This window comes from Pseudomonas arabinosi, from assembly GCF_047758675.1.
Taxonomy (GTDB): Bacteria; Pseudomonadota; Gammaproteobacteria; order Pseudomonadales; family Pseudomonadaceae; genus Aquipseudomonas; species Aquipseudomonas arabinosi.
In genome coordinates this window covers 6405636-6432234 of sequence record NZ_CP180480.1, presented here as the reverse complement: position 1 = coordinate 6432234, position 26599 = coordinate 6405636, and the positions used below count along the sequence as shown (strand labels likewise).

26 protein-coding genes and 1 pseudogene are annotated in these 26599 nt (G+C 59.1%); 12 read left to right on the top strand and 15 right to left on the bottom strand.

Features of this window, described 5'->3' with window-relative positions; genetic code table 11:
- Nucleotides 1-34: 34 nt before the first annotated feature.
- The 3 genes from ACMXYJ_RS29920 to ACMXYJ_RS29910 are packed head-to-tail and all read right to left on the bottom strand — an operon-like array spanning nucleotide 35 to nucleotide 1958.
- Nucleotides 35-406 (bottom strand): MerR family transcriptional regulator, encoded by a 372-nt coding sequence (locus tag ACMXYJ_RS29920; RefSeq protein WP_415758031.1) that lies wholly within the window; start codon nucleotides 404-406, stop codon nucleotides 35-37.
- A gap of 46 nt (nucleotides 407-452) precedes the next feature.
- A complete protein-coding gene (locus ACMXYJ_RS29915; RefSeq protein WP_415758030.1) occupies nucleotides 453-1028 on the bottom strand; it encodes an NAD(P)H-dependent oxidoreductase in 576 nt (191 codons plus the stop codon).
- A 45-nt stretch (nucleotides 1029-1073) separates the two neighbouring features.
- Nucleotides 1074-1958, bottom strand: coding sequence for a LysR substrate-binding domain-containing protein (locus ACMXYJ_RS29910; protein WP_415758029.1), 885 nt, complete (start codon nucleotides 1956-1958; stop codon nucleotides 1074-1076).
- A 94-nt stretch (nucleotides 1959-2052) separates the two neighbouring features.
- Between ACMXYJ_RS29910 and ACMXYJ_RS29905 the strand changes: the two genes are divergently transcribed.
- Entirely contained in the window at nucleotides 2053-2817 is a 765-nt protein-coding gene (locus tag ACMXYJ_RS29905; RefSeq protein WP_415758028.1) for a sulfite exporter TauE/SafE family protein, read from the top strand.
- Here the strand turns inward: ACMXYJ_RS29905 and ACMXYJ_RS29900 are convergent.
- Complete coding sequence (locus tag ACMXYJ_RS29900; protein ID WP_415758027.1) at nucleotides 2807-3121, bottom strand: putative quinol monooxygenase; 315 nt, start codon at nucleotides 3119-3121, stop codon at nucleotides 2807-2809. The genes ACMXYJ_RS29905 and ACMXYJ_RS29900 overlap by 11 nt on opposite strands.
- A 160-nt stretch (nucleotides 3122-3281) precedes the next feature.
- On the opposite strand from ACMXYJ_RS29900, the gene ACMXYJ_RS29895 reads away from it, so the two are divergent.
- From ACMXYJ_RS29895 to ACMXYJ_RS29860, 8 genes are all read left to right on the top strand, one after another.
- A complete protein-coding gene (locus ACMXYJ_RS29895; RefSeq protein ID WP_415758026.1) occupies nucleotides 3282-3872 on the top strand; it encodes an NAD(P)H-dependent oxidoreductase in 591 nt (196 codons plus the stop codon).
- A 57-nt stretch (nucleotides 3873-3929) separates the two neighbouring features.
- Nucleotides 3930-4841 carry a LysR family transcriptional regulator gene (locus tag ACMXYJ_RS29890; RefSeq protein ID WP_095129547.1) on the top strand — a complete coding sequence of 304 codons (912 nt, stop codon included), beginning with the start codon at nucleotides 3930-3932 and terminating at the stop codon, nucleotides 4839-4841.
- A 103-nt stretch (nucleotides 4842-4944) separates the two neighbouring features.
- Complete coding sequence (locus ACMXYJ_RS29885) at nucleotides 4945-5838, top strand: NAD-dependent epimerase/dehydratase family protein (RefSeq protein ID WP_415758025.1); 894 nt, start codon at nucleotides 4945-4947, stop codon at nucleotides 5836-5838.
- 220 nt (nucleotides 5839-6058) lie between these two features.
- Nucleotides 6059-7504, top strand: coding sequence for a SulP family inorganic anion transporter (locus tag ACMXYJ_RS29880; RefSeq protein WP_415758024.1), 1446 nt, complete (start codon nucleotides 6059-6061; stop codon nucleotides 7502-7504).
- 206 nt (nucleotides 7505-7710) lie between these two features.
- Nucleotides 7711-9060: a GntP family permease gene (locus ACMXYJ_RS29875; RefSeq protein ID WP_111450494.1), complete on the top strand. Its 1350-nt coding sequence runs from the start codon at nucleotides 7711-7713 to the stop codon at nucleotides 9058-9060.
- A gap of 15 nt (nucleotides 9061-9075) precedes the next feature.
- Nucleotides 9076-9936: a MurR/RpiR family transcriptional regulator gene (locus ACMXYJ_RS29870; RefSeq protein WP_415758023.1), complete on the top strand. Its 861-nt coding sequence runs from the start codon at nucleotides 9076-9078 to the stop codon at nucleotides 9934-9936.
- 1 nt (nucleotide 9937) lies between these two features.
- The gene (locus ACMXYJ_RS29865; RefSeq protein WP_415758022.1) at nucleotides 9938-11395 is read left to right on the top strand and encodes an N-acyl-D-amino-acid deacylase family protein; all 1458 of its coding nucleotides are present in this window, start codon (nucleotides 9938-9940) and stop codon (nucleotides 11393-11395) included.
- Between the two features lie 120 nt (nucleotides 11396-11515).
- Entirely contained in the window at nucleotides 11516-11884 is a 369-nt protein-coding gene (locus ACMXYJ_RS29860) for a glyoxalase superfamily protein (protein ID WP_415758021.1), read from the top strand.
- A 179-nt stretch (nucleotides 11885-12063) separates the two neighbouring features.
- On the opposite strand, the gene ACMXYJ_RS29855 is transcribed toward ACMXYJ_RS29860, so the two are convergent.
- Both ACMXYJ_RS29855 and ACMXYJ_RS29850 read right to left on the bottom strand, forming a co-directional pair.
- Nucleotides 12064-12768, bottom strand: a complete 705-nt coding sequence (locus ACMXYJ_RS29855; RefSeq protein WP_415760824.1) for a methyl-accepting chemotaxis protein — start codon at nucleotides 12766-12768, stop codon at nucleotides 12064-12066.
- 201 nt (nucleotides 12769-12969) lie between these two features.
- Nucleotides 12970-13848 (bottom strand): annotated as a pseudogene (locus tag ACMXYJ_RS29850) (methyl-accepting chemotaxis protein); the annotation flags it as partial.
- Nucleotides 13849-14244: 396 nt separating this feature from the next.
- Here ACMXYJ_RS29850 and ACMXYJ_RS29845 point away from each other — a divergent pair.
- Complete coding sequence (locus ACMXYJ_RS29845; RefSeq protein ID WP_415758020.1) at nucleotides 14245-14916, top strand: histidine phosphatase family protein; 672 nt, start codon at nucleotides 14245-14247, stop codon at nucleotides 14914-14916.
- 26 nt (nucleotides 14917-14942) lie between these two features.
- Entirely contained in the window at nucleotides 14943-15800 is an 858-nt protein-coding gene (locus ACMXYJ_RS29840; RefSeq protein WP_415758019.1) for a phosphatase PAP2 family protein, read from the top strand.
- Between the two features lie 40 nt (nucleotides 15801-15840).
- On the opposite strand, the gene rimJ is transcribed toward ACMXYJ_RS29840, so the two are convergent.
- The 7 genes from rimJ to ACMXYJ_RS29805 form a co-directional block, all read right to left on the bottom strand.
- Nucleotides 15841-16428 (bottom strand): ribosomal protein S5-alanine N-acetyltransferase, encoded by a 588-nt coding sequence (gene rimJ / locus ACMXYJ_RS29835; RefSeq protein ID WP_415758018.1) that lies wholly within the window; start codon nucleotides 16426-16428, stop codon nucleotides 15841-15843.
- Nucleotides 16429-16485: 57 nt separating this feature from the next.
- A complete protein-coding gene (locus ACMXYJ_RS29830; protein ID WP_415758017.1) occupies nucleotides 16486-17508 on the bottom strand; it encodes a sensor histidine kinase in 1023 nt (340 codons plus the stop codon).
- A 9-nt stretch (nucleotides 17509-17517) separates the two neighbouring features.
- Nucleotides 17518-18975 carry an RAD55 family ATPase gene (locus ACMXYJ_RS29825; protein WP_415758016.1) on the bottom strand — a complete coding sequence of 486 codons (1458 nt, stop codon included), beginning with the start codon at nucleotides 18973-18975 and terminating at the stop codon, nucleotides 17518-17520.
- A complete protein-coding gene (locus ACMXYJ_RS29820) occupies nucleotides 18972-19406 on the bottom strand; it encodes a hypothetical protein (protein ID WP_415758015.1) in 435 nt (144 codons plus the stop codon). Before ACMXYJ_RS29820 ends, ACMXYJ_RS29825 begins: the two co-directional genes overlap by 4 nt.
- Nucleotides 19407-19674: 268 nt before the next feature.
- Nucleotides 19675-21081 (bottom strand): DUF2252 domain-containing protein, encoded by a 1407-nt coding sequence (locus ACMXYJ_RS29815; RefSeq protein WP_415758014.1) that lies wholly within the window; start codon nucleotides 21079-21081, stop codon nucleotides 19675-19677.
- Nucleotides 21082-21207: 126 nt separating this feature from the next.
- Entirely contained in the window at nucleotides 21208-22128 is a 921-nt protein-coding gene (locus ACMXYJ_RS29810; protein ID WP_415758013.1) for a hypothetical protein, read from the bottom strand.
- Nucleotides 22129-22548: 420 nt separating this feature from the next.
- Nucleotides 22549-23217 (bottom strand): hypothetical protein, encoded by a 669-nt coding sequence (locus tag ACMXYJ_RS29805; RefSeq protein ID WP_415758012.1) that lies wholly within the window; start codon nucleotides 23215-23217, stop codon nucleotides 22549-22551.
- A 151-nt stretch (nucleotides 23218-23368) separates the two neighbouring features.
- Here ACMXYJ_RS29805 and ACMXYJ_RS29800 point away from each other — a divergent pair, with 151 nt between their 5' ends.
- Entirely contained in the window at nucleotides 23369-23995 is a 627-nt protein-coding gene (locus ACMXYJ_RS29800; RefSeq protein WP_415758011.1) for a hypothetical protein, read from the top strand.
- A 157-nt stretch (nucleotides 23996-24152) separates the two neighbouring features.
- Here the strand turns inward: ACMXYJ_RS29800 and istB are convergent, their stop codons facing one another.
- Together istB and istA are read right to left on the bottom strand one after the other, a co-directional pair.
- Nucleotides 24153-24956, bottom strand: a complete 804-nt coding sequence (gene istB, locus ACMXYJ_RS29795) for an IS21-like element helper ATPase IstB (RefSeq protein WP_415756579.1) — start codon at nucleotides 24954-24956, stop codon at nucleotides 24153-24155.
- Entirely contained in the window at nucleotides 24949-26448 is a 1500-nt protein-coding gene (istA, locus tag ACMXYJ_RS29790) for an IS21 family transposase (RefSeq protein WP_415756686.1), read from the bottom strand. Before istA ends, istB begins: the two co-directional genes overlap by 8 nt.
- Nucleotides 26449-26599 lie beyond the last annotated feature (151 nt).

Here is a 26599-nt window from a genome sequence, read left to right as displayed (position 1 = left end):
TCGACATTGAGCTGTCCAGAAACGCGCATTGCCCTCAAACACTGTTCAGCGGGCAATCGCCCTGGCTCTGTTCGAGGCTGGCTTCGAACTCGACCAATTGCGAATGCTGTTGCGACAGTGCAGCGATCCGCTCGCTGATTTCCTGCTTCTTGGCGGCGATGACCTGATGGGCCAATTCCCACGGCATTTGCGGCCCTTGATGTCCGGCGAAGATCGACTGCAATTCCTTGAGCCTGAAACCCAGCTGCTGCGCGCACTTGATGAAGATCAGCAGGTCAACGCTTTGCTGGTCGTAGACGCGGTATTTCCCCAACCGCTGAGCGGCAGGCAGCAGGCCGATCGACTCGTAATGGCGGATGCTCTTGATCGTGGTTCCGGAGCGCTGCGCGGCTTGGCCGATGTACATGGAAAGTCCCTATTCGCCGTGGTAGCCCGGTGCATTATCGGCAGACTCAGCGGCTGGCGATAGCCTGGGCCTGCAGCAACCAGGTTTCACGCTGGTCAGCGCTGGAACCGAGAATCGGGCCGAACGTGAGCGTGCGTTGTGGCTCGATGCCGCAGAACGCGAGCGTGGTTTTGCGTACCTGGTGCAGTCCAGGCATGCGATAGATCCAGCGGTAATACCAAGGTGGCGTGTCCATGGTCACCAGCAAATGGGCGCTGCGACCTTGCAGGAGTTTCTCGGGAAAGGCTTTGCCTTCGCGGTATTTGAACGCGAAACCCGGCAGGAACACTCGATCGAAAAAGCCCTTGAGCAACGCCGGAATTCCGCCCCACCAGATCGGATAAACCAGTGTCAGGTGCTCGGCCCATAGAATGTCGGTCTGCGCCTGACGCAAATCGGCTTCCAGCGGCTGTACCTGTTGATAACCTTCACGCAGCACCGGGTCAAAGTCCATTGCGCCCAGAAACAACTGGCGCACCTCATGCCCGGCGCGCACCGCCGACTGGGCGTAACGTTCGGCGAGTGCGCCGCAGAAACTGTTGCTCGCCGGATGACCCAGAATCACCAGAATTCGTTTGCCCATCGTCTCTGTCCTTGAAGATGAAAACTCAAGGGTAAAGTCTGCCCCTCAGGGGAGAGTCAAGGCGTGCAGCAAGGCCTTGGCGTAACCGGGCAAGGCGGTGAAATCCCGAGCGCAGAGCAACAGTTTGCGCGTGGCCCAAGGTTCTTGCAGGGCGAGACTCTTGAAGGATTGTTCACCACGCCTGCGCTCAACCGCCGCGAGGGGCACGATCGCCAGCCCGGCTCCCCGTGCGACCATGCGCATCACACCCTCAAAACCGTCGGCACGGATGCGGATTTGCATACGTGACCCGGTGTGCAGCGCCTGTTCTTCCAGGTACACCGCCAACGCGCTGTTGGCGTTCAGACCAACGTAGTCGTGGTGCAAGGTGTCGCTGAAGCTCACGACACCTGCGTGTGCCAAGGGATGATCGCGGGGCAGGATCAGCACCAGCGGATCGTCGCGAAACGGGCGGGTTTGCAGGTCATCGGTGTCCACGGCGTCCGAGACGATGCCCAGGTCTGCCGCACCTTGGCGCAAGGCATGGGTGATGCGGGCACTGGGCAACTCTTGCAGATCGATGTCGAGGTTGGGGTGGTCGCGAAGAAAGTCCGCGAGCAACTCCGGCAGGTATTCGGTGATCGCCGTGGTGTTGCACAACAACCGCACCTGACCTTTGACGCCCTTGGCGTATTCGGCCAGATCCTGCTGCATGCGTTCTGCCTGTTGCAGCAGGACGCGGGCGTGTTGCGCCAGGGCCTTGCCGGCCGGCGTCGGGCTGACACCGCGGCGACCGCGTTGCAGAAACTCGATCCCCAACGAAGCCTCCATGGCGCGGATGCGCGCACTCGCCGCCGCCAGGGACAGATGACTGCGAGCGGCGCCGGCGGTGATGTTGCCGCTGTCGAGGATGTTCAGGTAGAGGCGCAGGTCGGTCAGGTCGAAGTGCATGTTGTGTCCCGAAGATCGAGCCTCTTGCCAAGCAAGAGGCTGCCTCAGTATATGGCAGATTTTCAAGCCGCCAATCCGGGCTCACGATAGCGCCATGAATACTCTCGCCGCGTTCTATCAAAACCTCGGTCTGGCCCTTTCCTTGATGGTCATTGCTACCTTTCTGCTGGCCGGCATGATCAAGGGCGTGATCGGCCTCGGTCTGCCAACCATCGCGATGGGTTTGCTCGGTCTGGCTATGGCGCCGTCGCAGGCTGCCGCGCTGCTGATCATCCCCGCAACCCTCACCAATGTCTGGCAACTGGCATTCGGGGGGCATCTGCGAGGGTTGATCAAACGGTTGTGGCCGATGTTGCTGGCGATCTTCATCGGTACCGGGGCCGGCACGTTGTGGGTCGGCATGGCCGGTGGTCATTGGGTGGTGCGGGGATTGGGTGCTGCGTTGTTGCTCTATGCGTTGAGCGGATTGTTTTTGCCGACCTTGCGTGTCGGCCGTCACACCGAGCGTTGGCTCGGTCCTTGTTGCGGCCTGTTGACGGGCGTCATCACCTCGGCCACCGGTGTTTTCGTGATTCCCGCCGTGCCTTATCTGCAAGCCTTGGGCTTGAGCAAGGATGAACTGGTGCAGGCGCTGGGTCTGTCGTTCACCGTCTCGACCCTGGCCTTGGCCGCCGGCCTGTTATGGCGCGACGCACTGGGCGGTGGCGAGTTAATTGCGTCGTTGCTGGCGCTGATCCCGGCGGTGCTCGGCATGTTGCTGGGGCAATGGCTGCGCCAGCGGATCAGCGGCGTGCTGTTCAAGCGTGTGTTTTTCATCGGCCTGGGCGTGCTCGGCGGCCATTTGCTGATCAGCGGGTAGCGGACGACGGGCTGAGCATGTCGATGGCGTGGATATCGAAATCCCGTTCCAGGTATTCATCGCGCTGCTCGAGGAACTGCTTCATGTGCGGCAGGTTCGAGTGCACGTCGAGGTGAGCCTGGGACTGCCAGATCTCGTAGAAGATAAACAGCGTCGGGTCCTGTTTGTCGCGCAGCATGTGGTACTCGATGCAACCTGGCTCGGCGCGGCTCGCTCCCACATAGCCGCTGAAAAACGCCTCAAAGGCGTCAGATTTTTCCGGGCGGGTCTTGGCGTGCAGGATGAAGCCTTGCATTTCACTCATCAGAAATCTCCTCAAGTTCAGAATCGGCGCAAGTGTATGGCAACAATCGCCTGTCGATTCGTGCGTATTGGTCAAATGAATTTTGTGAATTCGGCGCTTATTCCGCGCGAGGCAGATCGCTACTCTGCCGCCATCGAATTCCAACCTTCCGAGACTTCCCATGAAAAAAGTCCTGTTGCTCAATGGCGGCAAAAAGTTTGCCCACTCCGATGGCCGCTACAACGCCACCCTGCATGAAGCCGCGCTGAGCGTGCTGGATCGCGGCGGTGTCGACGTGAAAGCCACCTTCATCGATGAGGGTTACGACGTCGCCGAAGAAGTCGCCAAATTCCTCTGGGCCGACGTGATCATTTATCAGATGCCCGGCTGGTGGATGGGCGCGCCCTGGACCGTCAAGAAGTACATTGACGAAGTCTTCACCGAAGGCCATGGCAGCCTTTACGCCAGCGACGGCCGCACGCGTTCCGACGCGTCGCAAAAGTACGGCAGCGGTGGCCTGTTGCAGGGCAAGCAATACATGTTGTCCCTGACCTGGAACGCGCCGCAGCAAGCCTTCGACGACCCGACCGACTTCTTCGAAGCCAAGGGCGTGGACGCGGTGTACTTCCCGTTCCACAAGGCCAACGAGTTCCTCGGCATGACCGGTTTGCCGACGTTCCTGGCTGTCGATGTGATGAAGCGCCCGAACATCGAGGCTGATGTGGCGCGCTATGAGCAGCATTTGACCGAGGTGTTCGGTCTGCCGGCGTAAGGTTCCTTTTGCCCCGCATCCAGCTACTATCAAGCCAGTTTTGAATGAGGGGCACCCGTGAAAGCCAGATCCGATGAGTTGCAGATTTTCGTCTGCGTGATTGAATGCGGGTCGATTTCCGCTGCGGCCGAACAGGTCGGGCAAACGCCTTCAGCGGTCAGCCGCACACTGTCGCGGCTGGAGGCGAAACTCGATACCACGCTGATCAATCGCACCACGCGGCGCATGGACCTGACCGAAGAGGGCAAGTACTTCTTCGAGCACGCCAAGCTGATTCTCGATCAGATGGACGAGCTCGAAGAGCGCCTGACCTCACGCCAGCAAACCCCGTCCGGGCGTCTGCGGATCAATGCCGCATCGCCGTTCATGCTGCATGCCATCGTGCCGTACATCGACGAGTTCCGCCGGCTCTATCCGGACATCCAACTGGAACTCAACAGCAATGATTTGATCATCGATTTGCTGGAACAAAGCACCGACATCGCCATCCGTATCGGCACGCTCGCCGACTCGACCTTGCACGCTCGATCTCTGGGTTGCAGTCCGCTGCACATCGTCGCCAGCCCGGCCTATCTTGAAAAACACGGCGTGCCGGCTGAAGTGGCGGATTTGTCCGGGCACACGCTGCTGGGCTTTACCCAGAACGAGGGCCTCAACCAATGGCCGCTGCGTTACGTTCACGGTGATCGCTGGCCGATTCAGGCGTCAATCAGCGCCTCCAGCGGCGAGACGATCAGGCACTTGGCGCTGGAAGGTCAGGGCATTGCCTGTCTGTCGCACTTCATGACGATTGATGACATCCGCGCCGGACGTTTGCAGGTGCTGCTGGCGGATTTCAACAGCGGTTATCGCCAGCCGATCAATGCCGTTTACTACCGCAACTCGCAACTTGCCCTGCGGATTCAGTGCTTCCTGGATTTCATCCAGGGCAAGTTGGCGGCTTACGCGAACGCGGACTTCAAGGGCTGATTCGTGACCCCTGCGCAAGAGTGATTTGGGCAGCGCTGTCTGTTTCCACAAGCATCGGTCCTCGATACTGGATGCATCACTTATTAACGCAGGGAGTTTCTCCATGAACGTATTCATTACCGGCGCCGCGGGTTTCATTGGTGGGTCCATCGCAACCGGTCTGGTCCAGGCGGGTCACAAGGTCACCGGTCTGGTGCGCAGCACCGAACAAGCTAATGAATTGCGCGAACTGGGCATCACCCCGGTGCTCGGCACGCTTGACGACAGCGCACTGCTGGCCGAACAGGCCCGCGCTGCCGACGCCGTGATCAACGCCGCCAGCAGCGACCATCGCGGCGCGGTAGAAGCGTTGCTCGATGCACTTCGCGGTTCCAACAAAGTGTTCCTGCACACCAGCGGCTCGAGCATCGTCGGCGATGCGTCGGGCGGCAAATCCAGCGACGTTATCTATTACGAAGACAACCTGCCGGCACCGACTGTCGACAAGGCTGCTCGCGTGGCCATCGACAACCTGATCCTCGCCGCCGCAAAGGACGGGGTGAACTCGGCAGTCATCTGCAACACCCTGATCTACGGCCACAGCCTGGGCGTCAATCGCGACAGCGTGCAGCTCCCGCGTTTGCTGAAACAGGCGCGTAAAAGTGGTGTGGTCCGGCATGTCGGCACCGGCCAGAACATCTGGTCCAACGTGCACATCGAAGACGTGGTTTCCCTGTACTTGCTGGCGCTGACCAAAAACGTACCGGGCACCTTCTACTTCGTCGAAAGCGGTGAAGCATCGTTCATCGACATGACCACTGCGATTGCCCAAGCGCTGAATCTGGGTGAGCCACAAGACTGGCCGCTGAAGGATGCCGAAGCCGAGTGGGGTTATGAAATGGCCAACTATGGCCTGGGCTCCAACAGCCGGGTTCGCGGTAAACATGCGCGGGAGTTGCTGGGCTGGGCGCCGAAGCGGACATCGGTGGTTGAATGGATTCGTGACGAGATGGTTTGAGTTCGCTTTAACCGAGTCGCTGCCTTCGCGAGCAAGCCCGCTCCCACAGTGGATCTCCGTCGTACACAAAATCTGTGTCGAGTGGCGATCAAATGTGGGAGCGGGCTTGCTCGCGAAGGCGTTTTCAGCAGCCCAACAACTGGCCGTGTTGCCCTCAATTCCGTAACATCCGCACCCTCTTTTTTGGTCACTTCCTGCGACCTGTATCTTTGGGTAATCCATGAAATCAACACGTCTGCGCGCCGATGTCCTGGCCGGGCTCACCACGTCTTTCGCTCTTCTACCCGAATGCATCGCCTTCGCGCTGGTTGCTCACCTCAATCCATTGATGGGGCTTTACGGCGCTTTCATCATTTGCACCCTGACCGCGCTCTTCGGTGGGCGGCCGGGCATGGTGTCTGGCGCCGCTGGGTCGATGGCCGTGGTGATCGTCGCGTTGGTGGTGCAGCACGGCGTGCAGTACTTGCTGGCCACCGTATTGCTGGGTGGGCTGATCATGCTGGCGTTCGGGTTGCTGAAACTGGGCAAGCTGGTGCGCATGGTGCCGCACCCGGTGATGCTCGGCTTCGTCAACGGTCTGGCAATCATCATTGCCCTCGCGCAACTGGAACACTTCAAGAGCGGTGACGTCTGGCTCAGCGGCACACCGCTGTACCTGATGGCAGGGCTGGTTGCCGTGACGATGGCCATCGTTTACTTGCTGCCGCGCCTGACGCGCGCCGTGCCGCCGGCGCTGGTGGCGATTCTGGGTGTTGGGCTGGCGGTTTATCTGCTCGGCTTGCCGACCCGCACCTTGGGCGACATGGCGCACATTGCCGGCGGCTTGCCGACGTTTGCGCTGCCAGACATCCCCTGGAGCCTGGAAACCCTGCACATCATCGCGCCCTACGCGATATTGATGGCGTTGGTCGGCCTGCTGGAAACCCTGCTGACCCTGAACCTCACCGATGAGATCACCGAGAGCCGTGGCTATCCTGATCGCGAGTGTGTGGCGCTGGGCGCGGCCAACATGGTTTCTGGTGTATTCGGCGGTATGGGCGGCTGCGCCATGATCGGCCAGACGGTGATCAACCTCAGTTCCGGCGGTCGCGGTCGGCTGTCCGGTGTGGTGGCCGGAGTGCTGATCTTGCTGTTCATCCTCTTCCTTTCGCCGCTGATCGAGCGCATCCCGCTGGCGGCATTGGTCGGGGTGATGTTCGTGGTGTCGCAGCAGACCTTCGCCTGGGCCTCGTTGCGGGTAGTGAACAAGGTGCCGCTGAACGACGTGTTGGTGATCATCGCGGTAACGGTGATTACAGTGTTCACCGATCTGGCCACCGCCGTGCTCTGCGGGATCATCATTGCGGCGCTCAACTTCGCCTGGCAGCAGGCCCGCGAGCTTTATGCCGACAGTCACCTCGAAGCCGATGGCAGTAAGCTTTACCTTCTGCATGGCACGCTGTTCTTCGCCTCGACTACGCCTTTTCTCAACCAATTCGATCCTGCCAATGACCCGTCCGTGGTGACGATCGACTGTCGCCACATGAGCTTCGTCGACTACTCGGCTATCGCCGCGCTCAAGACCTTACGCGAGCGCTACACCAAGGCCGGCAAGCACCTGCGGGTGCTGCACTTGTCCGAACGCTGCAAGAAACTGCTCAAGCGCGCCCGCGTGAATCACGACTGAAGTTGATGAGTGAGCGTTCCCACGCAGAGTGGGAGCGATCATGTAAAAAACGCCCCTCGATTTTCATAACCTGCGACCGCTCATACCTCTGCGCGACAACCCTTATCCCTCCACGAAAATTACTTTCACCTCGTTTGAAAATTACACCTAGAAATGTTTTATGAGTTTCACAACCCATTCGACGTGACCCTTTCGAGGAGTACCGCATGACACCGTCCTTCGGCTATTGGCTGCTGGTTTATGCCGCCATCGCCATCATCGCGCTGATCGTTCTGATCGCCCGTTACCGGCTCAATCCGTTCATTGTCATCACCCTGGTGTCCATCGGCCTGGCGCTGCTGGCCGGAATGCCGCCGTCGGGCGTGGTGGGGGCGTATGAAGCGGGCGTCGGCAAGACGCTGGGCCATATCGCGCTGGTGGTCGCGCTAGGCACGATGCTCGGCAAGATGATGGCCGAGTCTGGCGGTGCCGAGCAGATGGCGCGAACGTTGATCGATCGCTTCGGTGAGAAAAATGCCCACTGGGCGATGGTCTGCATCGCTTTTCTTGTAGGACTGCCGCTGTTCTTCGAGGTCGGTTTTGTACTGCTGGTACCGATCGCTTTCACCGTGGCGCGGCGCGTGGGCGTTTCGATTCTGATGGTCGGTTTGCCGATGGTCGCCGGGCTCTCGGTGGTCCACGCGCTGGTGCCGCCACACCCGGCGGCGATGCTGGCAGTGCAGGCTTATCAGGCCTCGGTGGGGCAGACCTTGCTCTACGCGATCCTGATCGGGATTCCGACCGCGATCATCGCCGGCCCCCTCTACGCCAAGTTCATCGTGCCGCGCATTCAACTGCCGGAAGATAACCCGCTGGAGCGTCAGTTTCTGGAGCGTGAACCGCGCGACAGCCTGCCGGGTTTTGGCATCACCATGGCGACCATTCTGCTGCCGGTGGTGCTGATGCTGATCGGCGGCTGGGCCAATCTGATTTCCACGCCGGGCAGCGGTTTCAATCAGTTTTTGTTGTTCATCGGCAATTCGGTGATCGCCTTGCTGCTGGCGACTTTGCTGAGTTTCTGGACCCTCGGTCTGGCCCAAGGTTTCAACCGCGAATCGATCCTTAAGTTCACCAACGAATGCCTGGCACCGACCGCCAGCATCACCTTGCTGGTGGGCGCAGGCGGTGGCTTGAACCGGATTCTGGTGGACGCTGGCGTCACCGATCAGATCGTCAGCCTGGCCCAGGTATTCCACCTGTCGCCGCTGTTGATGGGCTGGCTGTTTGCTGCATTGATGCGCATCGCCACCGGTTCTGCCACGGTGGCCATGACCACCGCATCGGGGATCGTCGCGCCGGTTGCCATTGGTCTGGGTTATCCCCATCCGGAGCTGTTGGTGCTGGCGACGGGCGCGGGGTCGGTTATCTTTTCCCACGTCAATGACGGCGGTTTCTGGTTGATCAAGGAATACTTCAACATGACCGTCGCCCAGACCTTCAAGACCTGGACGGTGCTCGAGACCATTATCTCGGTGGTCGCCTTCGGTCTGACCGTGGGTCTTTCTTATCTGCTTTAGCCGGAGCCGCCTGCCATGGACATCCTCTACCAGATCCGCGCCCGTCAGGATTCCTTCAGCGCGGGCGAAGGACGCATCGCTCGGCTGATGCTCGACGACGTAGGATTTGCCTCCGCCGCCAGCCTCGATGAACTGGCGCTGAGAGCGGAAGTCAGCACCGCCACACTCTCGCGTTTTGCTCGCACCGTCGGCTGCCGCGACTTGCGTGATCTGCGCCTGCAACTGGCCCAGGCCAGCGGCGTCGGCAGCCGTTTTTTGGACCCGGCGGGCACGCCCGAGCAGTCGGCGTTCTATGGGCAAATTGTTGGCGATATCGAATCGACCTTGCGCCAGCATCTGTCGGCCTTCGACGAATCGCGTTTCGCCGATGCAGTGAAACTGCTGGGCAAGGCGCGGATGATTCATGCGTTCGGCATGGGCGGTTGCTCGACCTTATGCAGTGATGAACTGCAAGTGCGGCTGGTGCGGTTCGGCTACCCGATTTCGGTGTGCCACGACCCGGTGATGATGCGCGTCACCGCCGCCAGTCTCGATGCCGAACGCGCAGTCATTGCCTGCTCGCTGACCGGCATCACCCCCGAACTGCTCGAGGCCGTCGAGCTGGCGCGCAGCTACGGCGCACGAATTCTCGCCATCACCCGCGCCGACTCGCCGCTGGCGCAATTGGCTGATGTGCTGCTGCCGCTGCAAGGCGTCGAGACCTCGTTCATCTACAAACCCACGGCGGCGCGCTACGGCATGTTGCTGGCCATCGACGTGCTCGCCACCGAGCTGGCGCTGGCCAATCCTGAAGACAATCAAGAGCGTCTGCGGCGGATCAAACTCGCCCTCGACGATTACCGCGGCGGCGACGATCACTTGCCGCTGGGAGACTGACATGATGTACGACACGCTGATTCGCAACGCCCTGATCATCGACGGCAGCAACGTGCCCGGTTATCCCGCTGACGTGGCGATTCTGAATGGCCGCATCGAGCGCATCGGCGACTTGCACGATGCCAGCGCCACCGAAGAAATTGACGCCGCCGGCCGCGTGTTGGCGCCAGGTTTCATCGACGTGCACACCCACGACGACACCGTGGTGATCCGCCAGCCGCAAATGCTGCCCAAGCTCAGCCAGGGCGTGACCACAGTGATTGTCGGCAACTGCGGGATCAGCGCTTCGCCGGTGAGTTTGCGCGGCGATCCGCCCGACCCGATGAACCTGCTCGGCACTGCAGCAGCGTTCGTCTATCCGAGGTTCAGCGACTACCGCGCAGCCGTTGAAGCGGCAAACACCACGCTGAACGTGGCCGCACTGGTCGGCCACACGGCGCTGCGTAGCAATCACCTCGACGATCTGTTTCGCACCGCCACGCCGGACGAAATCAGCGCGATGCGCGAGCAACTGCGCGCCAGTCTTGAGGCCGGTGCCTTGGGCCTGTCCACGGGGCTTGCCTATGCCAACGCGTTCTCGGCTTCCACCGACGAAGTCATGCAACTGACCGAAGAGCTGACCGCCTTCGGCGCCGTCTACACCACCCATTTACGCAGCGAATTCGAGCCGGTGTTGGAGGCCATGGATGAGGCGTTCCTGATCGGCCGTCATGCAAAATCGCCCGTGATCATTTCCCACCTCAAATGTGCCGGCGCCGGTAACTGGGGGCGCAGTCCGCAACTGTTGGCGTCGCTTGAACAGGCGGCGAAAACCCACCCGGTAGGCTGCGACTGTTATCCCTACGCGGCGAGTTCATCGACGCTGGACCTCAAGCAAGTCACCGACGCTCATCGCATCACCATCACCTGGTCAACGCCGCATCCTGAAGTGGGTGGCCGTGACCTGATGGACATCGCTGCCGAGTGGGGCGTGTCGCTACTTGATGCTGCCCGACGACTGCAACCGGCCGGCGCGGTGTACTACGGAATGGATGAAGCCGATGTAAGAAGAATCCTCGCGCACCCGCTGTCGATGGTGGGTTCTGACGGATTGCCGGAGGACCCGTTTCCGCATCCACGCTTGTGGGGCGCATTCCCACGCGTGCTCGGACATTTCAGTCGCGACGTGGGGCTGTTTCCGCTGCACACCGCCGTGCACAAGATGACCGGATTGTCGGCGGCGCGATTTGGCTTGAAGGAACGTGGCGAAATTCGTGAAGGGCATTGGGCGGATCTGGTGTTGTTCGATCCTGTGACCATTCGCGATGTGGCGGATTTCAATGATCCGCAACGGGCGGCGGAAGGTATCGATGGGGTTTGGGTCAACGGTGTCTTGAGTTACAGCGAAGGTCAGGCAAATGGAAGAAGGGAAGGGCGGTTTCTGGCACGGCAAGGGGACTTGCGTGATGGATTCCAGTAAACATTCCGAGTGCTGCGTCACAGTGATGGCACATTGAGACTAAAGAAAGCCATCGCCAAGCCGAAGCGCTGACATCTCGCCCAGCTACACTCTGGGCCTTATCAGTCTGGGAGCAACTCCATGAGCTTCGGCAAAACCACCCCGATCCTGCGGATTTTCGATGAAATCAAGGCCGTGGAGTTCTACGTCGACTTCCTGGGATTCAAGATCGACTGGCAGCATCGTTTCGAGCCTAACTTTCCGTTGTACCTGCAAGTCTCCCGTGGTGAGTGCGTGCTGCATCTGTCCGAACATCACGGCGACAGCACACCGGGCTCGGCGTTGCGGATCGAGACTGATGAGTTGGAAGTGTTCCAGCAGCAGTTGCTGGCCAAGGAGTATCAGTTCGCGCACCCACAGATCCAGGCGATGCCATGGGGTAGCCAGGACATGACGATCAGTGATCCGTTCGGGAATCGGTTGGTGTTTACCAATGCGATTAGTGTTTGAGACTGGGGTAACACCGAATCTCTCGGTTGTTTGTTAGATCGCCATCGCGAGCAAGTCGGATCGCCGCACCGCCGCTCCCACAATGGTTTGCGTCGTTCCACGGTTAAGTGTTCGACGCCGATTAAATGTGGGAGCGAGCGTGCTCGCGATTGGTTCTTTCATTCACCGCAAGGTAAACGTCAAACCCGGAAGTGGCTGACCATCATCTGCAACTGATTGCCCAGCCGCGCCAGCTCAACACTGGACGCAGCGGTTTCGTCGCTGGCGGCGGCGGTCTGTTCGGACACGTCGCGCACGTTGATGATGCTGCGGCTGATCTCTTCAGCCACGGCGCTTTGCTGCTCGGCGGCGGCGGCGATCTGCTGGTTCATCGACTGGATGTTGGACACCGTGCGGGTGATGTTTTCCAGTGACACACCAGCCTTGCGAGTCAGCGCGACGCTGCTGTCGGTCAGGGCGCGGCTGTTGTTCATCACCGCCGACACTTGTTGCGTGCCGTTCTGCAGACCGGCCACCAGGCCTTCGATTTCTTCGGTGGATTTCTGCGTGCGCTGAGCCAGGCCACGGACTTCGTCGGCAACCACGGCAAAACCACGACCGGCTTCACCGGCACGGGCCGCTTCGATGGCGGCGTTGAGTGCGAGCAGGTTGGTCTGTTCGGCCACGGCCTTGATCACGTCCATGACGCTGCCGATCTTGTCGCTTTCCTGTTGCAGCACGCTCATGGCTTCGGTGGAACGCGCCACTTCGGTGGCCAGTCGTTCGATCTGGGCGATGGCTTCGTTCACAACCTTGTCGCCTTCGCGGGCTTCGCCATCAGCAGCGGCCGCTGCCTGGGAGGCTTCTTCGGCATTGCGCGCGACTTCCTGCACGGTGGCGGTCATCTCGTGCATGGCGGTGGCCACTTGATCGGTTTCGATCTTCTGGCTGTTCACGCCGGCGCTGGTTTGCTCGGTCACGGCGGACAGCTCTTCGGCAGCGCTGGCGATCTGGGTGACGCCGTCGCGGATGCCGCTGATCAAGTCGCGCAAGGTCACGCCCATGCGAGCGATGCCTTGTTGCAACACGCCGAGTTCGTCGCGGCGAGTCACTTTGACGTCCTGGGACAGGTCGCCGCTGGCGATGCGTTCAACCACGGCCAAAGTGTCGCGCAGCGGGCCGGTAATCTGGCGGGTGATGATCACTGCAGCAATGATGCCCACCAGCAACGCCAGCAAGGTGCTGATCAGCTGTAGCGTGCGAGCCTGGGCGCTTTCGGCGTCACGACGATCAAGCTGGATCTGATACAGCTGGTCGCTCAGGGTCACGATGGCGGCGCCCTGCTCGGTCATTTCCTTGCGCGCCTGCACCGCATCGCTGTTCGCCGCTTTATAAGCCTGCAAAGCGCTGCGGTAGTTGGTCAGTGCGGTTTCCAGCTGACGCAGGGCGTCTTGCTGAGTGTCGGCGAAATGCACATTGAGGGGTTTCAGGCTGGAGATCGCCACGTCCAGTTGGCCGACGGCTTTTTGCTCGGTCTCGGCGTTGGTGGTGGCGGTGTAGCCGCGTACTTCGTAGCGGGCCAGCAAGAACGCTTCCTTGGCCGCCGTAATGGCCTGGAATTGTTCGAAGCGTTGGTCGCTCAGAGGCATTTGCTGCACGTTGGTGTTGATGGCGTTGATCAGCGTGTTCGCGGTCTCGGCATTAGCGCCCATGGTGTCGCGCGCGCTGTTACCGGTGCGGTACGCGCTGCGCATTTTGTTCAGGGACGTCTTGTAGGCGTCGATGACGGCGCCTTGCTCTTTGAGCAGCTTGAGGTTATCCGGGCTCTTGAATTTCGCCAGCAGCGCTTGTTGCTGAGCGGAGAACGCCTCGAGCGTGGTCTGGACGTTCTGTGCAGCGGTTTCGTCGCCGTTGGTCAGCATGTATTGCAGGCGAACCACACGCAGCTTGGTCAGGCCGGCATTGAGCTGGGTGATGTCGCTCATCCAATTGCTGCGGTCAATCAATCCGCCCAGGCTCGTCCAGCCGGTCAGGGCGAGGACGCAGGTCAGGGCCAGGACCAGGCCGAACCCCAGACCCAGCTTCATGTTCACGCTGATATTGCCGAACCAGCTATTCATCAAAAGTCCTCCAGGAACGTTGTGCTTCTAGATCGTCAGTTGGCTGGAAGATTGTTGTTTTTGGTCGCCAGCAAGGTGTGTAGCAGGACTGTATCGGCAGCAATTGCGAGAGCTGAATGGTTTTTGTAGGACCGATGTGTAACAAGGCTTTTGTGCAGGTCTTAAGCTTTTTTTCACAAACGTTTCACCGACTGCCGACGCCTGCCTCTTTACTCTCGCCGCACCGAATGAAAGTAATGCGTGCCGGCGAGGCGGTTTGATGTGGAATTGAGACTGAGGCTGTTCGGGATAAAACGCTCGATTGACCTGGGCCGTTTTGCCCGCTATCGCAATGCGGCTGTCGTGCTCGCCTCGGCGTTGTTGGTGATTCCACTGACGGTGTGGCTGTTGCAGCCGGCCGCTGTACCGGACCTGGCCCATGGCAATGTAGTCGGCGCCCGGGCGTTGGCGGCCGATTGGGCCAAAGGCAATGTGATCGTGCTGGTGCGTCACGTCGAACGCTGCGATCACTCCAGTGCCGCCTGCCTGAACGGTAACGATGGCATTACCGATCGCTCTCGCAGCGTCGCGGTGAGTGTTGGTGCGCAGTTCGAACAACTGGGGCTGAACAAGGCCGATATCTACAACAGCCCCATGATCCGTACAGCGCAGACCGCCGGCTACATGTTCAACAAGGTCGGGGTCGGTGAAGAATGGTTGATCAATTGCAAGGGCACCATGCTGCGTGACGCTCTGGCGCACAAGGTGGCCGGGCGAAACCTGCTTCTGGTGACCCACAGCGAATGCATGTCGCAACTGGAGAAAGACCTCAAGTTGCCAACCTCTACGCTGGGCTATGGTGCTTCTTTGTTTATCTCGGCCGAAACGCCTCAGGCACCACGGATGCTCGGTTTCATCGAAGCCTCGGACTGGCGCTCGGTGACCACCGAATGAATTCACTTTCTGGATCAGGACACACAATGCTGACGTCTTCCCGCTACCGCTTTTACTGGGTGAACTTTGGTATTCCACTGGCCTGTGCGGTCGTGGTTTTCCTGCTGTTCGACCTGACCAAAATCGACATCGCGTTCAATGATCTTTTTTATGACCCGGTCACGCAGACGTTTCCGCTGGATCATGTTCACCTGTTCGAAAAGATCACCCATAAATGGGCGCGGATCATTCCTAACTGGACCGGAGAGATAGCGATCGTCGGCGCCTTGCTGTCGTTTCTGTGGCCGCGTCTGAAGGCCGAAAAGCATTCGAAAATCATCGCATTCCTGGAAAAAATCAAAGTCGCGCCAGTGCTTCGGTTCGCCACCAAGCACCGCCGGGACTTTCTCTATGTGGTGTTCGCGTTCTCCATCTGCACCGGTGTGATCCACTACCTCAAGGGCCACACCAGCGTGTACTGCCCGGTCGAAACCACCCAGTACGCGGGGAAAATCGAGCACAAGGAGTGGTACCAGAATTTTGATCTGTTGAAAGTCGCTGGGCCCGGTCGCTGCTGGCCGGGCGGACATGCCTCAGGCGGTTTCACCATGCTGGCGTTGTACTTCGTGGCGCGTCGTTACCGCTGGCGCTATTCCAAAGCGGTGATGTACGGCTCGCTGCTGCTCGGTTTCATCTATGGCACCACGCGGGTTCTGCAAGGCTGGCACTACATGTCCCACACGTTCTGGGCCGGGATCTTCGTATGGCTGGCGTGTTTGCTGACAGCATTGGCGTTCTATGGGCGAGCGCGGCTGGAGCAACCGGTGCTCCAACAGGCTGCGCGACCCATCGCTGAGCCGCTCATTGATTTACAAAATAGTAAGCCTGACGGCCGACCCGCATAACCTTCAGTACCTTCAAGGGCGGGCCCGAGCAGACGAAGTATTACGAGAGAGGCCTGGACCAGCGCTGTTCCGGACTTTCAAAGCGATCATTGATCAACGCCGTCAACACATGATCCTGCCAGCGCCCGGCGATACTCAGGTAGGCCTTGGCGTAGCCCTCACGTTCAAATCCCAGACGCTCCAGCAGCCGTGCGCTGCGTTCATTGCCTGGGATGTAATTGGCCATGATCCGGTGCAGTTTCTGCTCATCGAACATGTAGCCGATTCCCACTTCCAGTGCTTCCTGCATCAAGCCCCGGCCCTGATGAGATTCGTCGATGTGGTAACCGAGATAGCAGGCCTGAAACGCCCCGCGAGTGATGCCGCTGAAGTTGCAGGCGCCGATCATCTGGCCGTTGTCCGGATCCAGCAGCGCGAAATGTACCGCCAGACCGGCCTGGAAAGCGCTGGCTTGCACCTCAAGGCGCGGGCGGATGCGTTCAGGGCTGTGGTAATCGACGGGGCGAATCGGCGACCACCGGGCGAGATGCCTCAGGTTGCGCCGGTAGAAGTCGCTTTCGAGCGCCGCCTGTTCAGGGTCGAGCACCGCCAGCGTCAAGCGCTTGCAGGGTAGGGATAGCAGCGGCATAGGGCGCTCCGGTTCACGGGGATCGTCGCGCAAGCATTGCTTGGCCAGCGGGAAAACTCAAATCGTCAGCGGCAATGTCACGATAAAGGTGCTGCCCTTGCCGTCGCCGTCGCTCATGCCGATCACCGTGCCGCCATGGGCTTCGACAAGCTCGCGCACCACCGTCAAGCCAATGCCAAGGCCTGCACCGTTGAAGCCGATGGCATGAACGTCCTGCACAAACGGCTCGAAGATAAACGGCAGGGCCTGGGCGGAAATACCGATGCCGTTATCGCAAATGTTCATCTCCAGCACGTCGTCCTTGGCCGTGACCGAAAGCGTGATATTGCCCCCCTCCGGTGTGTACTTGGCCGCATTGCCCAGCAGGTTGCCGAGAATCTGCGTGAGCCGCACCGGGTCGCCGTTCACCGACAGCGCGCACGTGGGAAGTTCGGTGGTGAAATGCAGGTGTCGGGTGTTCATTACCGGGCGGCAAACATCGATGGCTTCGTGGATGATTTGCACCATGTCGACGATCCGGCAATCGAGGCGCAGCTTGCCAGTGCTGGCGCGAGACACGTCGAGCAAATCGTCCACCAGCCGCGACATGTGCTGCACCTGGCCTTCGATCAGCGCCTGCATGCGCGGCAGCTCTTCACTGGGCACCCGCACCAGTCGGCCGGCGATCATGCTGATGGGCGTCAGCGGGTTGCGCAGTTCATGGGCGACCAGCGTGAGGATGTTGCGTTGCTGCGCCAGCGTGTGTTCTGCCGAGGCTTGCAGGTTTTGTGCGCTGAGGGCCGCGATCACCAATTGCGCGTTGGCCTCGCGCATCTCCAGGAACAGCCGCTGTTCTTCCTGTGAGCGATGAGGTTTTTCCGCATCCGTTTGCGCCAGGAGAATGGCCAGCACCAATTGCTGATTGGCTTCAACCAGTTGTTCGATTTGCTGGGCGTCCACCAGCCGGTTGTTGGTATCGCTCAATTCTTTTTGCAGCGCGGCCAGTACTGCGCGCGCTTCTACGGTTTTCTGGCCGAGCAGGAACAACTCACGAGCGACGGTGGCCATCGTTTTCGCGTTCGCGCTATTAGCCTCAGTCATGGTCCTGGTTTACACCTCGTTTTTGCTGAGCTGCCGGGTTGGCCGGCCCCCGAGTAAACCCTCCTGATCCGGCAACATCTCGCCGATCTGCAGACCGTCATTGTCGATGCGATACAGGCGCAACTCATCGGAGTGGGCGCTGGCCCGCACCTTGACCACGGCCATGATGCGCAGCAAGCGGCTCTGCACTTCGATGTAGCGCTGAACGATGATGGCATCGGTGAGAAATGCCGTTCCGTAAGGGCTGAAACGCAGGTCGGTGTAGCGGTCTTCCAGCTCAGAGGTCATCAACACGCTGACCCCGGCGCTCGTCAACGCAGTGACCATGCGCGACAACGACTCGCGGAAGTCTTCCCGGAAGGTCGGCGCCAGCGCCAGTTCGAAGCCCGACAACGAATCGATCACCACGCGGGTGGCTTTCAGTCGCTTGATCTCACTGAGCAGCAACTGGACGATTTCATCGATGGACAGATCCGGCGCACGGCTGTCCACCAGACCGACCTGTCCGCTCTGGATCAGGCCTGCAAGGGTGGCGTTCTGGGAGTGATTGGGCCGTTGTTCAAACACCGCGATGACGCCGGTTTCGCCATTGCGCGCGCCTTCAGCGAGGAAGGTCGCGGCCAGAATACTTTTGCCCGAGCCCGACGGGCCGGCCACCAGCAAGGAATAACCACGGGGTAGGCCGCCACCCAGCATCTCGTCGAGCTGTGGCACGCCCATTTTCAGGCGCTTGACGGGGAACTCCAGCGGGGCTTCAACCGGGTTGAGTGCCGCAGGCGCAAAGACCTTGATCCCCGACGTCGCGATGCGGAAGGTGTGCAGCCCTGGCAGCGTCGGCTGGCCGCGCATCTTCATGATTTCCATCTTGCGCACCATGGAATTGCGCTGAACGCTCTGACGCAGCCAGATCAGGCCATCGGCCACGGTGAAAATCGGGTTGGTGTCGGTTTCGGTGAAATACTCGCCAATCAGGAAGGTCGTCGCCTGCCAGGTGGTCATCAACATGCCCAGTTGCTGAACGAACTGCGGCAGGTTGTTGTTCGGGTTGTCCTGGGTCTGGCTGGCCAGTACCACCGAACGGAACGAGTCGACGAACACCAGTGACGGGGAGTGAGCCTCCACCTCGCTGACGATGCGCCGCAGCACTTCGTCCAGATTCCCGGCCAGGGTGTCGTCGGCCAGGTTTATGTAGCGGATCGACTGGTTGATCGCTTCGCTGTCGAAAAAGTCGAATTGCTGCTGATAACGCAACATCTTCAGCGGCGGCTCGCCGAGCACCGTAAAAAACAGCGCCGGGCGCTCGGGCGTCGCCAGGGCGAACATCATCTGATGCGCCAGGGTGGTTTTGCCACAGCCAGGGGGACCTGCGATCAGGTTGAACGAAAACTCCGGCAATCCTCCGCCCAGCACCTCGTCCAGTCCTGGCACGCCGGTGGCCAGGCGGTTGATAGTCACTTTGGTGCTCATGGCGAATTTTCCTGCGAAGGGGTGTCGCTCAAAGAAGGTTCCCACACGCCACGAAGCAAACGTGCGGTGAGCGAGGGCCCGATCAGCGTGGTCAGCAGCTCGTAAAACGTGGTCAGCAACACTTCACCGAAAAACAGCGCATCGGCTTCGCTTTGCTCGACGAGTACGGACTTGAGGGCAGTCAGATCCAGGGAGGCCTGCACACTGTCAAAGGTGCCGGCCAGACGTGGATGGTTGGAGGCGCACAGATGAAGGCTGCGGCGATAAAGCGCGGCAACCCCTTGCTGGCCGATGATGGGCGTGAGGGCTGCGTCCATATCCTGCAATATTGATGCGATCGCTTGCGCGACTGTTGCAATGTCAGCGTTGGGGCCAACGCGGTGCGCCAGAGAAGCTACGATCTGGCGGCTCTCATCGCTTAGCGTGGACATGGCTAACTGATATCTGATGGACAGTGTTTGATGGTACACCCAATGGTGGTGTTGGGAGTGGTTTGCGTCAGGGGATTGAAGCAGGGGGCGAAAAACTGACTCTTTAGTGCATGGGGAAACAAAACAGCAGGCAAAAAAAAGCCCGCGGGAGGGCGGGCAAACCGTAGTTTCTTGAAGAGCGAGCGCAATGTACCCGTTGGTGAAAGGTCGTAGGGTGAAGAAAAATTCATGTCGATGAGCGCCCGCCGCTTCACACCCCGAGACTCGCCTACGGCAAATGATCCGCCGCAAAGTCCGCTTCCGAGCGCGCCCGCAAACGGCCCTTGCGGCAGGCCTGCTGGAATTGTTCGAAGTCGCGCTCATTCTGCCCAGTGTAGCTTTGCGCATACTTGAACAACGCGTCGGCCAGCGCATCGCTTTTACCGATGTAGCCGCTGATGTGTGCGGCGTTCCCGGACGATTTGGCATGGGCCCGGGCTAACGCGCGGCCACAAACGCGTCCGTAGGCGGCGAAGGTTTCAGCGTCGAACGTCTCGAGTTCAGCCGAGACTTTCATGTCGCGCAACTGGCGCACATAGAAGTGTCGCCCGCTGGGGCCGGTGGTCCAGCCGAGGAACAGGTCACTGGCCGATTGCATCAACCGTTGGCCATCGACCACGCGCTGACCGTTATGCCGCACCCGCGATTTAGTCTTCACATAATCGGCAAGCACCGAACGACGTGCTTCCTTGAACTGCAGGAACAGCGGGAACTCCTGATCATCGGTCAGCAGGGCCACCAGGCAACGAGTCCCGACGCTGCCCACACCGACCACTTTGAACGCCATGTCGTGGGCATGAAAACGCGACAACAGCTCGCGACGGTCGGCTTGCAGCGTGCCGGGATAGTCGCGCATGAACGCGTCGTAAAGCGCACGCCAGTTCGACAGGCGCAGCCAGTCGTCGTCGGCATCCAGCAGCGTGGTGTTGTCGTGTAAATGGAAAATTTCCGGCAGGTCATCGCGAATGATCAGTCGGCCATGTGCATCACGTTCACTGATTTTCGGCAGCAGTTCAGCATGGGTACGCCGTTCGGCTTTTTCGATGGCGCGCTCAACATGCTCAAGTGTCGCTTTGCTCGCCTGCTGCCGCAGATCACGGTAACTGATGGACTCGTACCAGGTCTCCATGGCGCTTTGTTCGGCGCATTCGAGCATGGTCTGCTGGTAGGCGCCGACCACCTGGCGGCAGACCGTTTCTTCGACCGTGTCGCTATGGCGCAGGTCGCGCGCGGCCACCACGAAACTTGCCACCAGCCGTTTCAAGTCCCACTCCCAAGGGCCGGGATGGGCTTCGTCGAAATCGCTGACGCTGAACAGCAGATTGCGTTCCGGCGTTGCAAAACCGCCGAAGTTCATCAGGTGACTGTCGCCGCAGATGGGCGATACCAGGCCCATGCTGGATGTTCCGGCCAAGTCGTGGGCTTGCAGCAGGGCGTTGCCGCGATAGAAGGTGAACGGCGAGACCAGCATGCGGCCGTAGCGCAACTCGACCAGTGACTTGATGCGGCCTTCACTGGACGTTTTGATCAGCGGCAGAGGGTCGCGATTTATTTTCCCCATGGACGCCTGTGAACTGCGGGAGCAGTTCTTGCGAGCATCCTTGCCTTGCTTCAAGCGGTCTTTGAGGGTGGTCATGTGCGCTCGTTTGGTGAGTGTTCTAGACGTGTGAGAGATGAGTGTAGAAGGGCCCCGCGTCTTCATCGGAAGTGTTTGGGTTTTGACCGTGGGGCGAACGGGAGCCACTTCGCCAACGAGCATCCTTCAATACTCAGTCACCCCAAAAGCCCTCAAAACCCACCCGGCCTCACCAGGCTTCAACGTGTACTGAACCTGCCGGATTTTCCCCGTCCTGCCCGCATCGGCATCCGTGCTGTCATAAACCGGGAACCGCTGCACCAACGCATTTTCCACCACGGCAAACTCATCCTCGCCCTGGTAACCCACCGCTGTTTTCGGGTTCTCGCTGACAGGTGGCAGATAAATCTCGCTAAGCGACTTTTTGCGGTTGGCAGCGTAAGCAATGAGCTCGCCCGGCATCCCGCGCCCCGGTGACCTGGTGAAGACGTAAATCTCTGGAGAGCCATTGCGATCAAGGTCGGCGACCTCTGCTCGTACGATGGTGCCGGTGAGGGGGCGTACGATCTCTGAGTTATCGATTTCCAGACCTTGCGGTGCAATGCGTATCGCACGATTTCCATCGACCGACACGCTCGTCACGTGAAAGCCAATGCCCTGCAATTCAAGTGTCTGGTCGAACGGCTGGTTGCTGTCCGTCGCATCACCCGAGAGGCTTAATGAAAGGCTGTAGTTGGCCACTTCATTACGCCGAGCGGCGTTGCGCATCAGGTATACCTGAACGGTGTATTCGCCATCGGCGGGCAATGGGCCCAGAAAGTGATTGCCCATGATCGATCCGTTAAACAACGCATAGTCCGCACCTTTCGCGGTGATGTTGAAGTAGGCAGAGGCATTGGAGGACTTGAAGTCCACGGTCATCATTTGGCCGGCCTTCGCGTGTAGACGGTACTGTGCGGTGAGCGGGCCTTTGATGGAACGGGCGAACCTGATGGTGTCTGCGCTCTTTTTGAAGGTGACCTGCTCGACATGAGGGGCGATCTCGGTCGCGGCGTGTACAGGCATAGAAACCATGGCGGCCAGGACGGCTGCTATCCATACGTTCATGTTGATCTTCCTGAGTGAGTGGTTGCTCAAGCGGTTGCAGGTAAACCCGCAGCATAGGTCCGGTTGCGTTGAATTGCCGACCAATAGGTTGATTACAGCTCACTCGATAGGAGGTTTTTTGTGGTGGTCTTGCGAGCCTCATCGCGGGCAGGTCTGTTTTTGCCGGGGATGGTGATGCTGCCTACAGAAATGACCAAACCCCAGATGCAACAAAACCCGCACTTGGCGGGTTTTGTTTTGCTTCGTATTTGGTGGGCCGGGGTAATCTGAACAGAACTAATAACGTTATGATTTATATAGGTATTTTCGGTTGTGAATTTTCTTTGGAATACTTTTTGGAATACCGAATCATGATCTGTCCTTATTAAGGGAGTCTGAAGCTATGACGGTACTGGCTTAGCATAAGCGCGTTGGTAAAAATTATGGTGACACTCCATCTCTGGGCGTCGCAATGTCAAGTTTCAGGGTTGCTTTCTGAATGTCCCGCCTTACCTGATCCAACTTCTTCTTGGTCAACCTATCTGCTTCTGCTTCATCACCATTGAATGGAGGCAGGGCTTCCGCCATAGACAGTTCCCACTTAGCCAATCCATTTAAGTAGCGCTCCAGGTGCTTCGTGGTGAGGTCCAATTGCATTTTATAGCGGGCGGCTTTGAGCCGCTCGTTCCGGAGTGCTGCTTTTTCTGTGGCTGCTTGTTGTCGGACATCGCTCTGCGCGGCGCTACGGCTCTCATCGGCGTTCTCGATCAGCAGAATGAGTTGGGCTGTATTGCTCTGATCATTGCTCTTCGCTAGCCGTGAAAGGGCTTTTATCGAGGTGCTCGGGAGCGAAAAGGTCCGGGCCTGCCTTGCGTTTTTCGGGCTACGGTACTGCTTCTGGCGCCAAGCATTCTTCATGGCGTTGAGCGTGATAAGGCCGTGAGCTGAACTGTCAAGCACCCTTCCTGCTGCCAGTAAATCGCTGTGGGTAACTTCTGAAAGACCGAAAAGGCTTCTGGTGCCCCGGCGTCGTAGGTATTCAGTGGCCCAGACTAACTGGGCTTCGTTGCGAGGGTTAAGCCAGTCTAGTCCGGGTATTTTCGTAGCCATTCAGGTGCTCCATTCAATGACTATTTATACCCTGCTTTGGTGATTTTTGTCAGCAGTTATGCGTTACGTTATGCGTTACACGCGTCGTTGTTTGCAGTTCATGTATATAGGGTATATTACCGATACAAAATAACTTTACTGAGAGAGTGCATTGAGCTACTACCTTGGCGTTTTATCTATGCCGCTTAAGCATGTCGAGCCGGAGGTGAAGTTTGTCTTGGTGGCGTTTGTGCTGCATTTCGGACTGGCCGATGAGGAGTCGCGTACCGTTGAGGCTCGAGCGGTTTTACTCGGTCTTCCGGTTCGTATTGTCGCGTCGGCCTTGGCGAAACTCGTCGATTCCGGGTTGCTTGATAAACAGACGATTTCGACGCCCGCGTCTTCAGGACGGCCCAATCACTCTTATAAGGTTCAAGCCGCCCTGAAGGCTGCGCTCGAGAAGGCTGTGGTGCCAACTGTCATCCACGAGCGACTCATCAAACGCCTGATCGCTGGCCCGGTCATTCGTGCGGTGGGGCCTGATGAGGGCGGTGATGGTGCGGAGGTAGTCCAGCCCCTGAAGTCGGTTGATGAGTTCGGTAAACCGGTTCCACCGGGACGCCGGGGCAACCTCAGCCTGGCTAACCGACTCTTGCTGGCTACCCTCTTGAGTTGCGCAGATGCTTTTGGAATAGTCAGTCAGCTTGGAAACGTGGAGCTGGTTCAGTTGACGGGGCTGGCGCCCGCCAGTTTGAAGCAAAGGGTGCGCAGGCTGATGGATCTGGGGTGTCGGCGCTGATTGAAAACTGACCCACCCTGCCGATTGAAAATTGACCCAGGGCGGATTGCTGATTTTTGCATCAGCAATTGTGGATAAGCTTAGCAGTCGTGTCCCGGTGGAAGAGGCATTAAGCCCCACCGCATGTGGGCATGCGGCAGGGTATTTTCGGTGCTGATCAGAATAGCTCATCGTCCTCGATACCATCTTCGTCCTTGCGCTTTCGTTCACGTGATTTGATCTTTGTCTGCGCGGCCAGAGTGCTGTGTTGCAGGCGGTAGGACTCGTTGCCCGTTTCGACGATGTGGCAGTGGTGTGTCAGCCGATCCAGCAACGCTGTGGTCATCTTGGCGTCACCAAATACACTCGACCATTCCGAGAAGCTGAGGTTGGTGGTGATCACCACGCTGGTGTGCTCGTATAGCTTGGATAGCAAGTGAAATAACAGGGCACCACCGCTCTGACTGAAGGGCAAATACCCCAGTTCATCGAGTATCACCAGGTCTGTTCGTAACAGCCCTTGAGCTATGCGGCCCGTCTTGCCGTCGTACTTTTCGCGCTCCAGCAGATTGACCAGATCCACCGTGGAGTAGAAGCGCACGCGTTTGTGATGCGTCGTGATCCCGGACACGGCTAAGGCGGTGGCGAGGTGTGTTTTGCCTGTACCAGGCCCGCCGATGAACACGACATTCTGCGCGGTATCGGTGAATTCCAGGCTGGACAAATCCCTGACCAGGCGGGCGTCTGCGCTGGAAGCGCTGAAGTCGAAACCGGCCAAATCACGATGCATGGGGAGTTTGGCCATGTTCATCTGGTGGTTCACTGAGCGCACCGCTCGATCCGCATGTTCTTGTTGGAGAAGATGCTCAAGCAGCCATTTCGACGAGGTCGTTGAGGCTTCGCCTTGCGAGGCCAGTTCTTCCCAGGCGCTGGCCATGCCATGCAGACGCAGTTCTTTGAGTTCCGCCTTAAGATCACGCATTGCGAGTCTCCTCATCGGTGGTACGGAGCCGGTCGTAGCGTGCCGTATTGGCGACAGGCGCTATCTTGAGTTGCAGGCTGGTTTCGGCGGACGGAGGGGCTGCTGTCGATGTCAGTCGAGCCAGGACATTCAGGATGTGGTCAGCACTCAAGCTGCCTGATTCCAGTACCAACTCCACAGCCACCAATACGGCGTCGAGCCCGGCGATGGGAACAGCCGCCAGTACCTGCGTCATGACTCGATCACCATTGGTGTGCCGCCTCAGACCGCGTTTTAGCAGTTGCAACGGCTTCGGCAGATCGGTAAACGGAGCGCCATTGCGCAGCGCACCGGGCTTGCGTTCGATGAGCGGGATGTAATGCTGCCAGTCAAAACTGACCTGATCTCGATCAAACAGGCGCTCGTGACTGGCAATCATCGTTTCATCGGCGATGACCACCACCCGCGTGGGATACAAACGGCTGCTGACCCACTGACCGACCCGCTCACACGGCACCGAGTAGCGATTTCGCGCCACGCTGATCAGGCATGTGCTGGAGACCCGTACGGTGCGCTCGACGTAGCCATCAAAGGCAGTCGGCATCGGCATCAATTCGGCGCGTTCCAGCGCCAGGACGTCCGCCACTGTCAGCCCGTTGTACTGCGGGTGCACCAGTTCGTCCCAGAGCGCACGGCAGCGTTGGCCGAGCCAGGCATTCAATTCCTCGAAGGTGTGGAACATGCAGTTTTGAGCATCGAGCCAGATGCGCCGTCGGCTGTCTTGGACGTTCTTTTCAACGATGCCTTTTTCCCAGCCGGAGGCCACGTTGCAGAAGTCCGGATCGAATAGGTAGTGCGCACACATGACCGCAAACCGGGCATTGACCGTGCGGCCTTTACCCTTGTTGACCTTGTCGACAGCCGTTTTCATGTTGTCGTAGATGCCACGACGCGGCACCCCACCTAACGCGCCAAAAGAGCGGGTATGGGCATCGAACAACATCTCGTGGCCTTGGCTGGGATACGCAACCAACCAAAATGCGCGACTGGCGCACAGCTTCATATGGGAGACCTGGATGCGTCGGAACAGGCCGCCGATCAGCAGACCTTCTTCGCTCCAGTCGAATTGAAAGGCCTCGCCGAGTGCAAAGGTCAGCGGCACAAAGGCCCGTAAAGACTTGCCTTGCTGGCCGCGCCACGTGCGTATGAAGGCGGTGAGCTGGCTGTAGCCGCCGTCGTACCCCTCGGCCTTGATCTGTTCGAAGAGTGCTTTGGCACTTCTGCGGTTGTGCTTTGCCCGAAACGAATCGGCCTTGAGCGCCTGCTCAAGCGTCTCGTGAAATGGACTGAGTTTGTTGAAGGTTGCGCACCGTTGGTACGCCGGCTGAGTGGCTTCGGGTGCTCTGACCCATTTTCGAATGGTGTTTCTCGACAGCCCGGTACGCTTGGCTATCTGATGCAGCGAGAGCTTGTCGCGGAAGTACATCCGCCGGATTTTTCCCAACATTTCCATGCTGATCACCCTGTGTTCTCCTGCTCGAAAAGTGAGCAGAAGCAATTGAACACCTGGGTCAGTTTTCAGTCGGCAGAACAGCCTTTACTGGGTCAGTTTTCGGTCAGCGGCAACAGTCGGGGGGCAGATTTAATTTTCCTTTTCGCTTTTT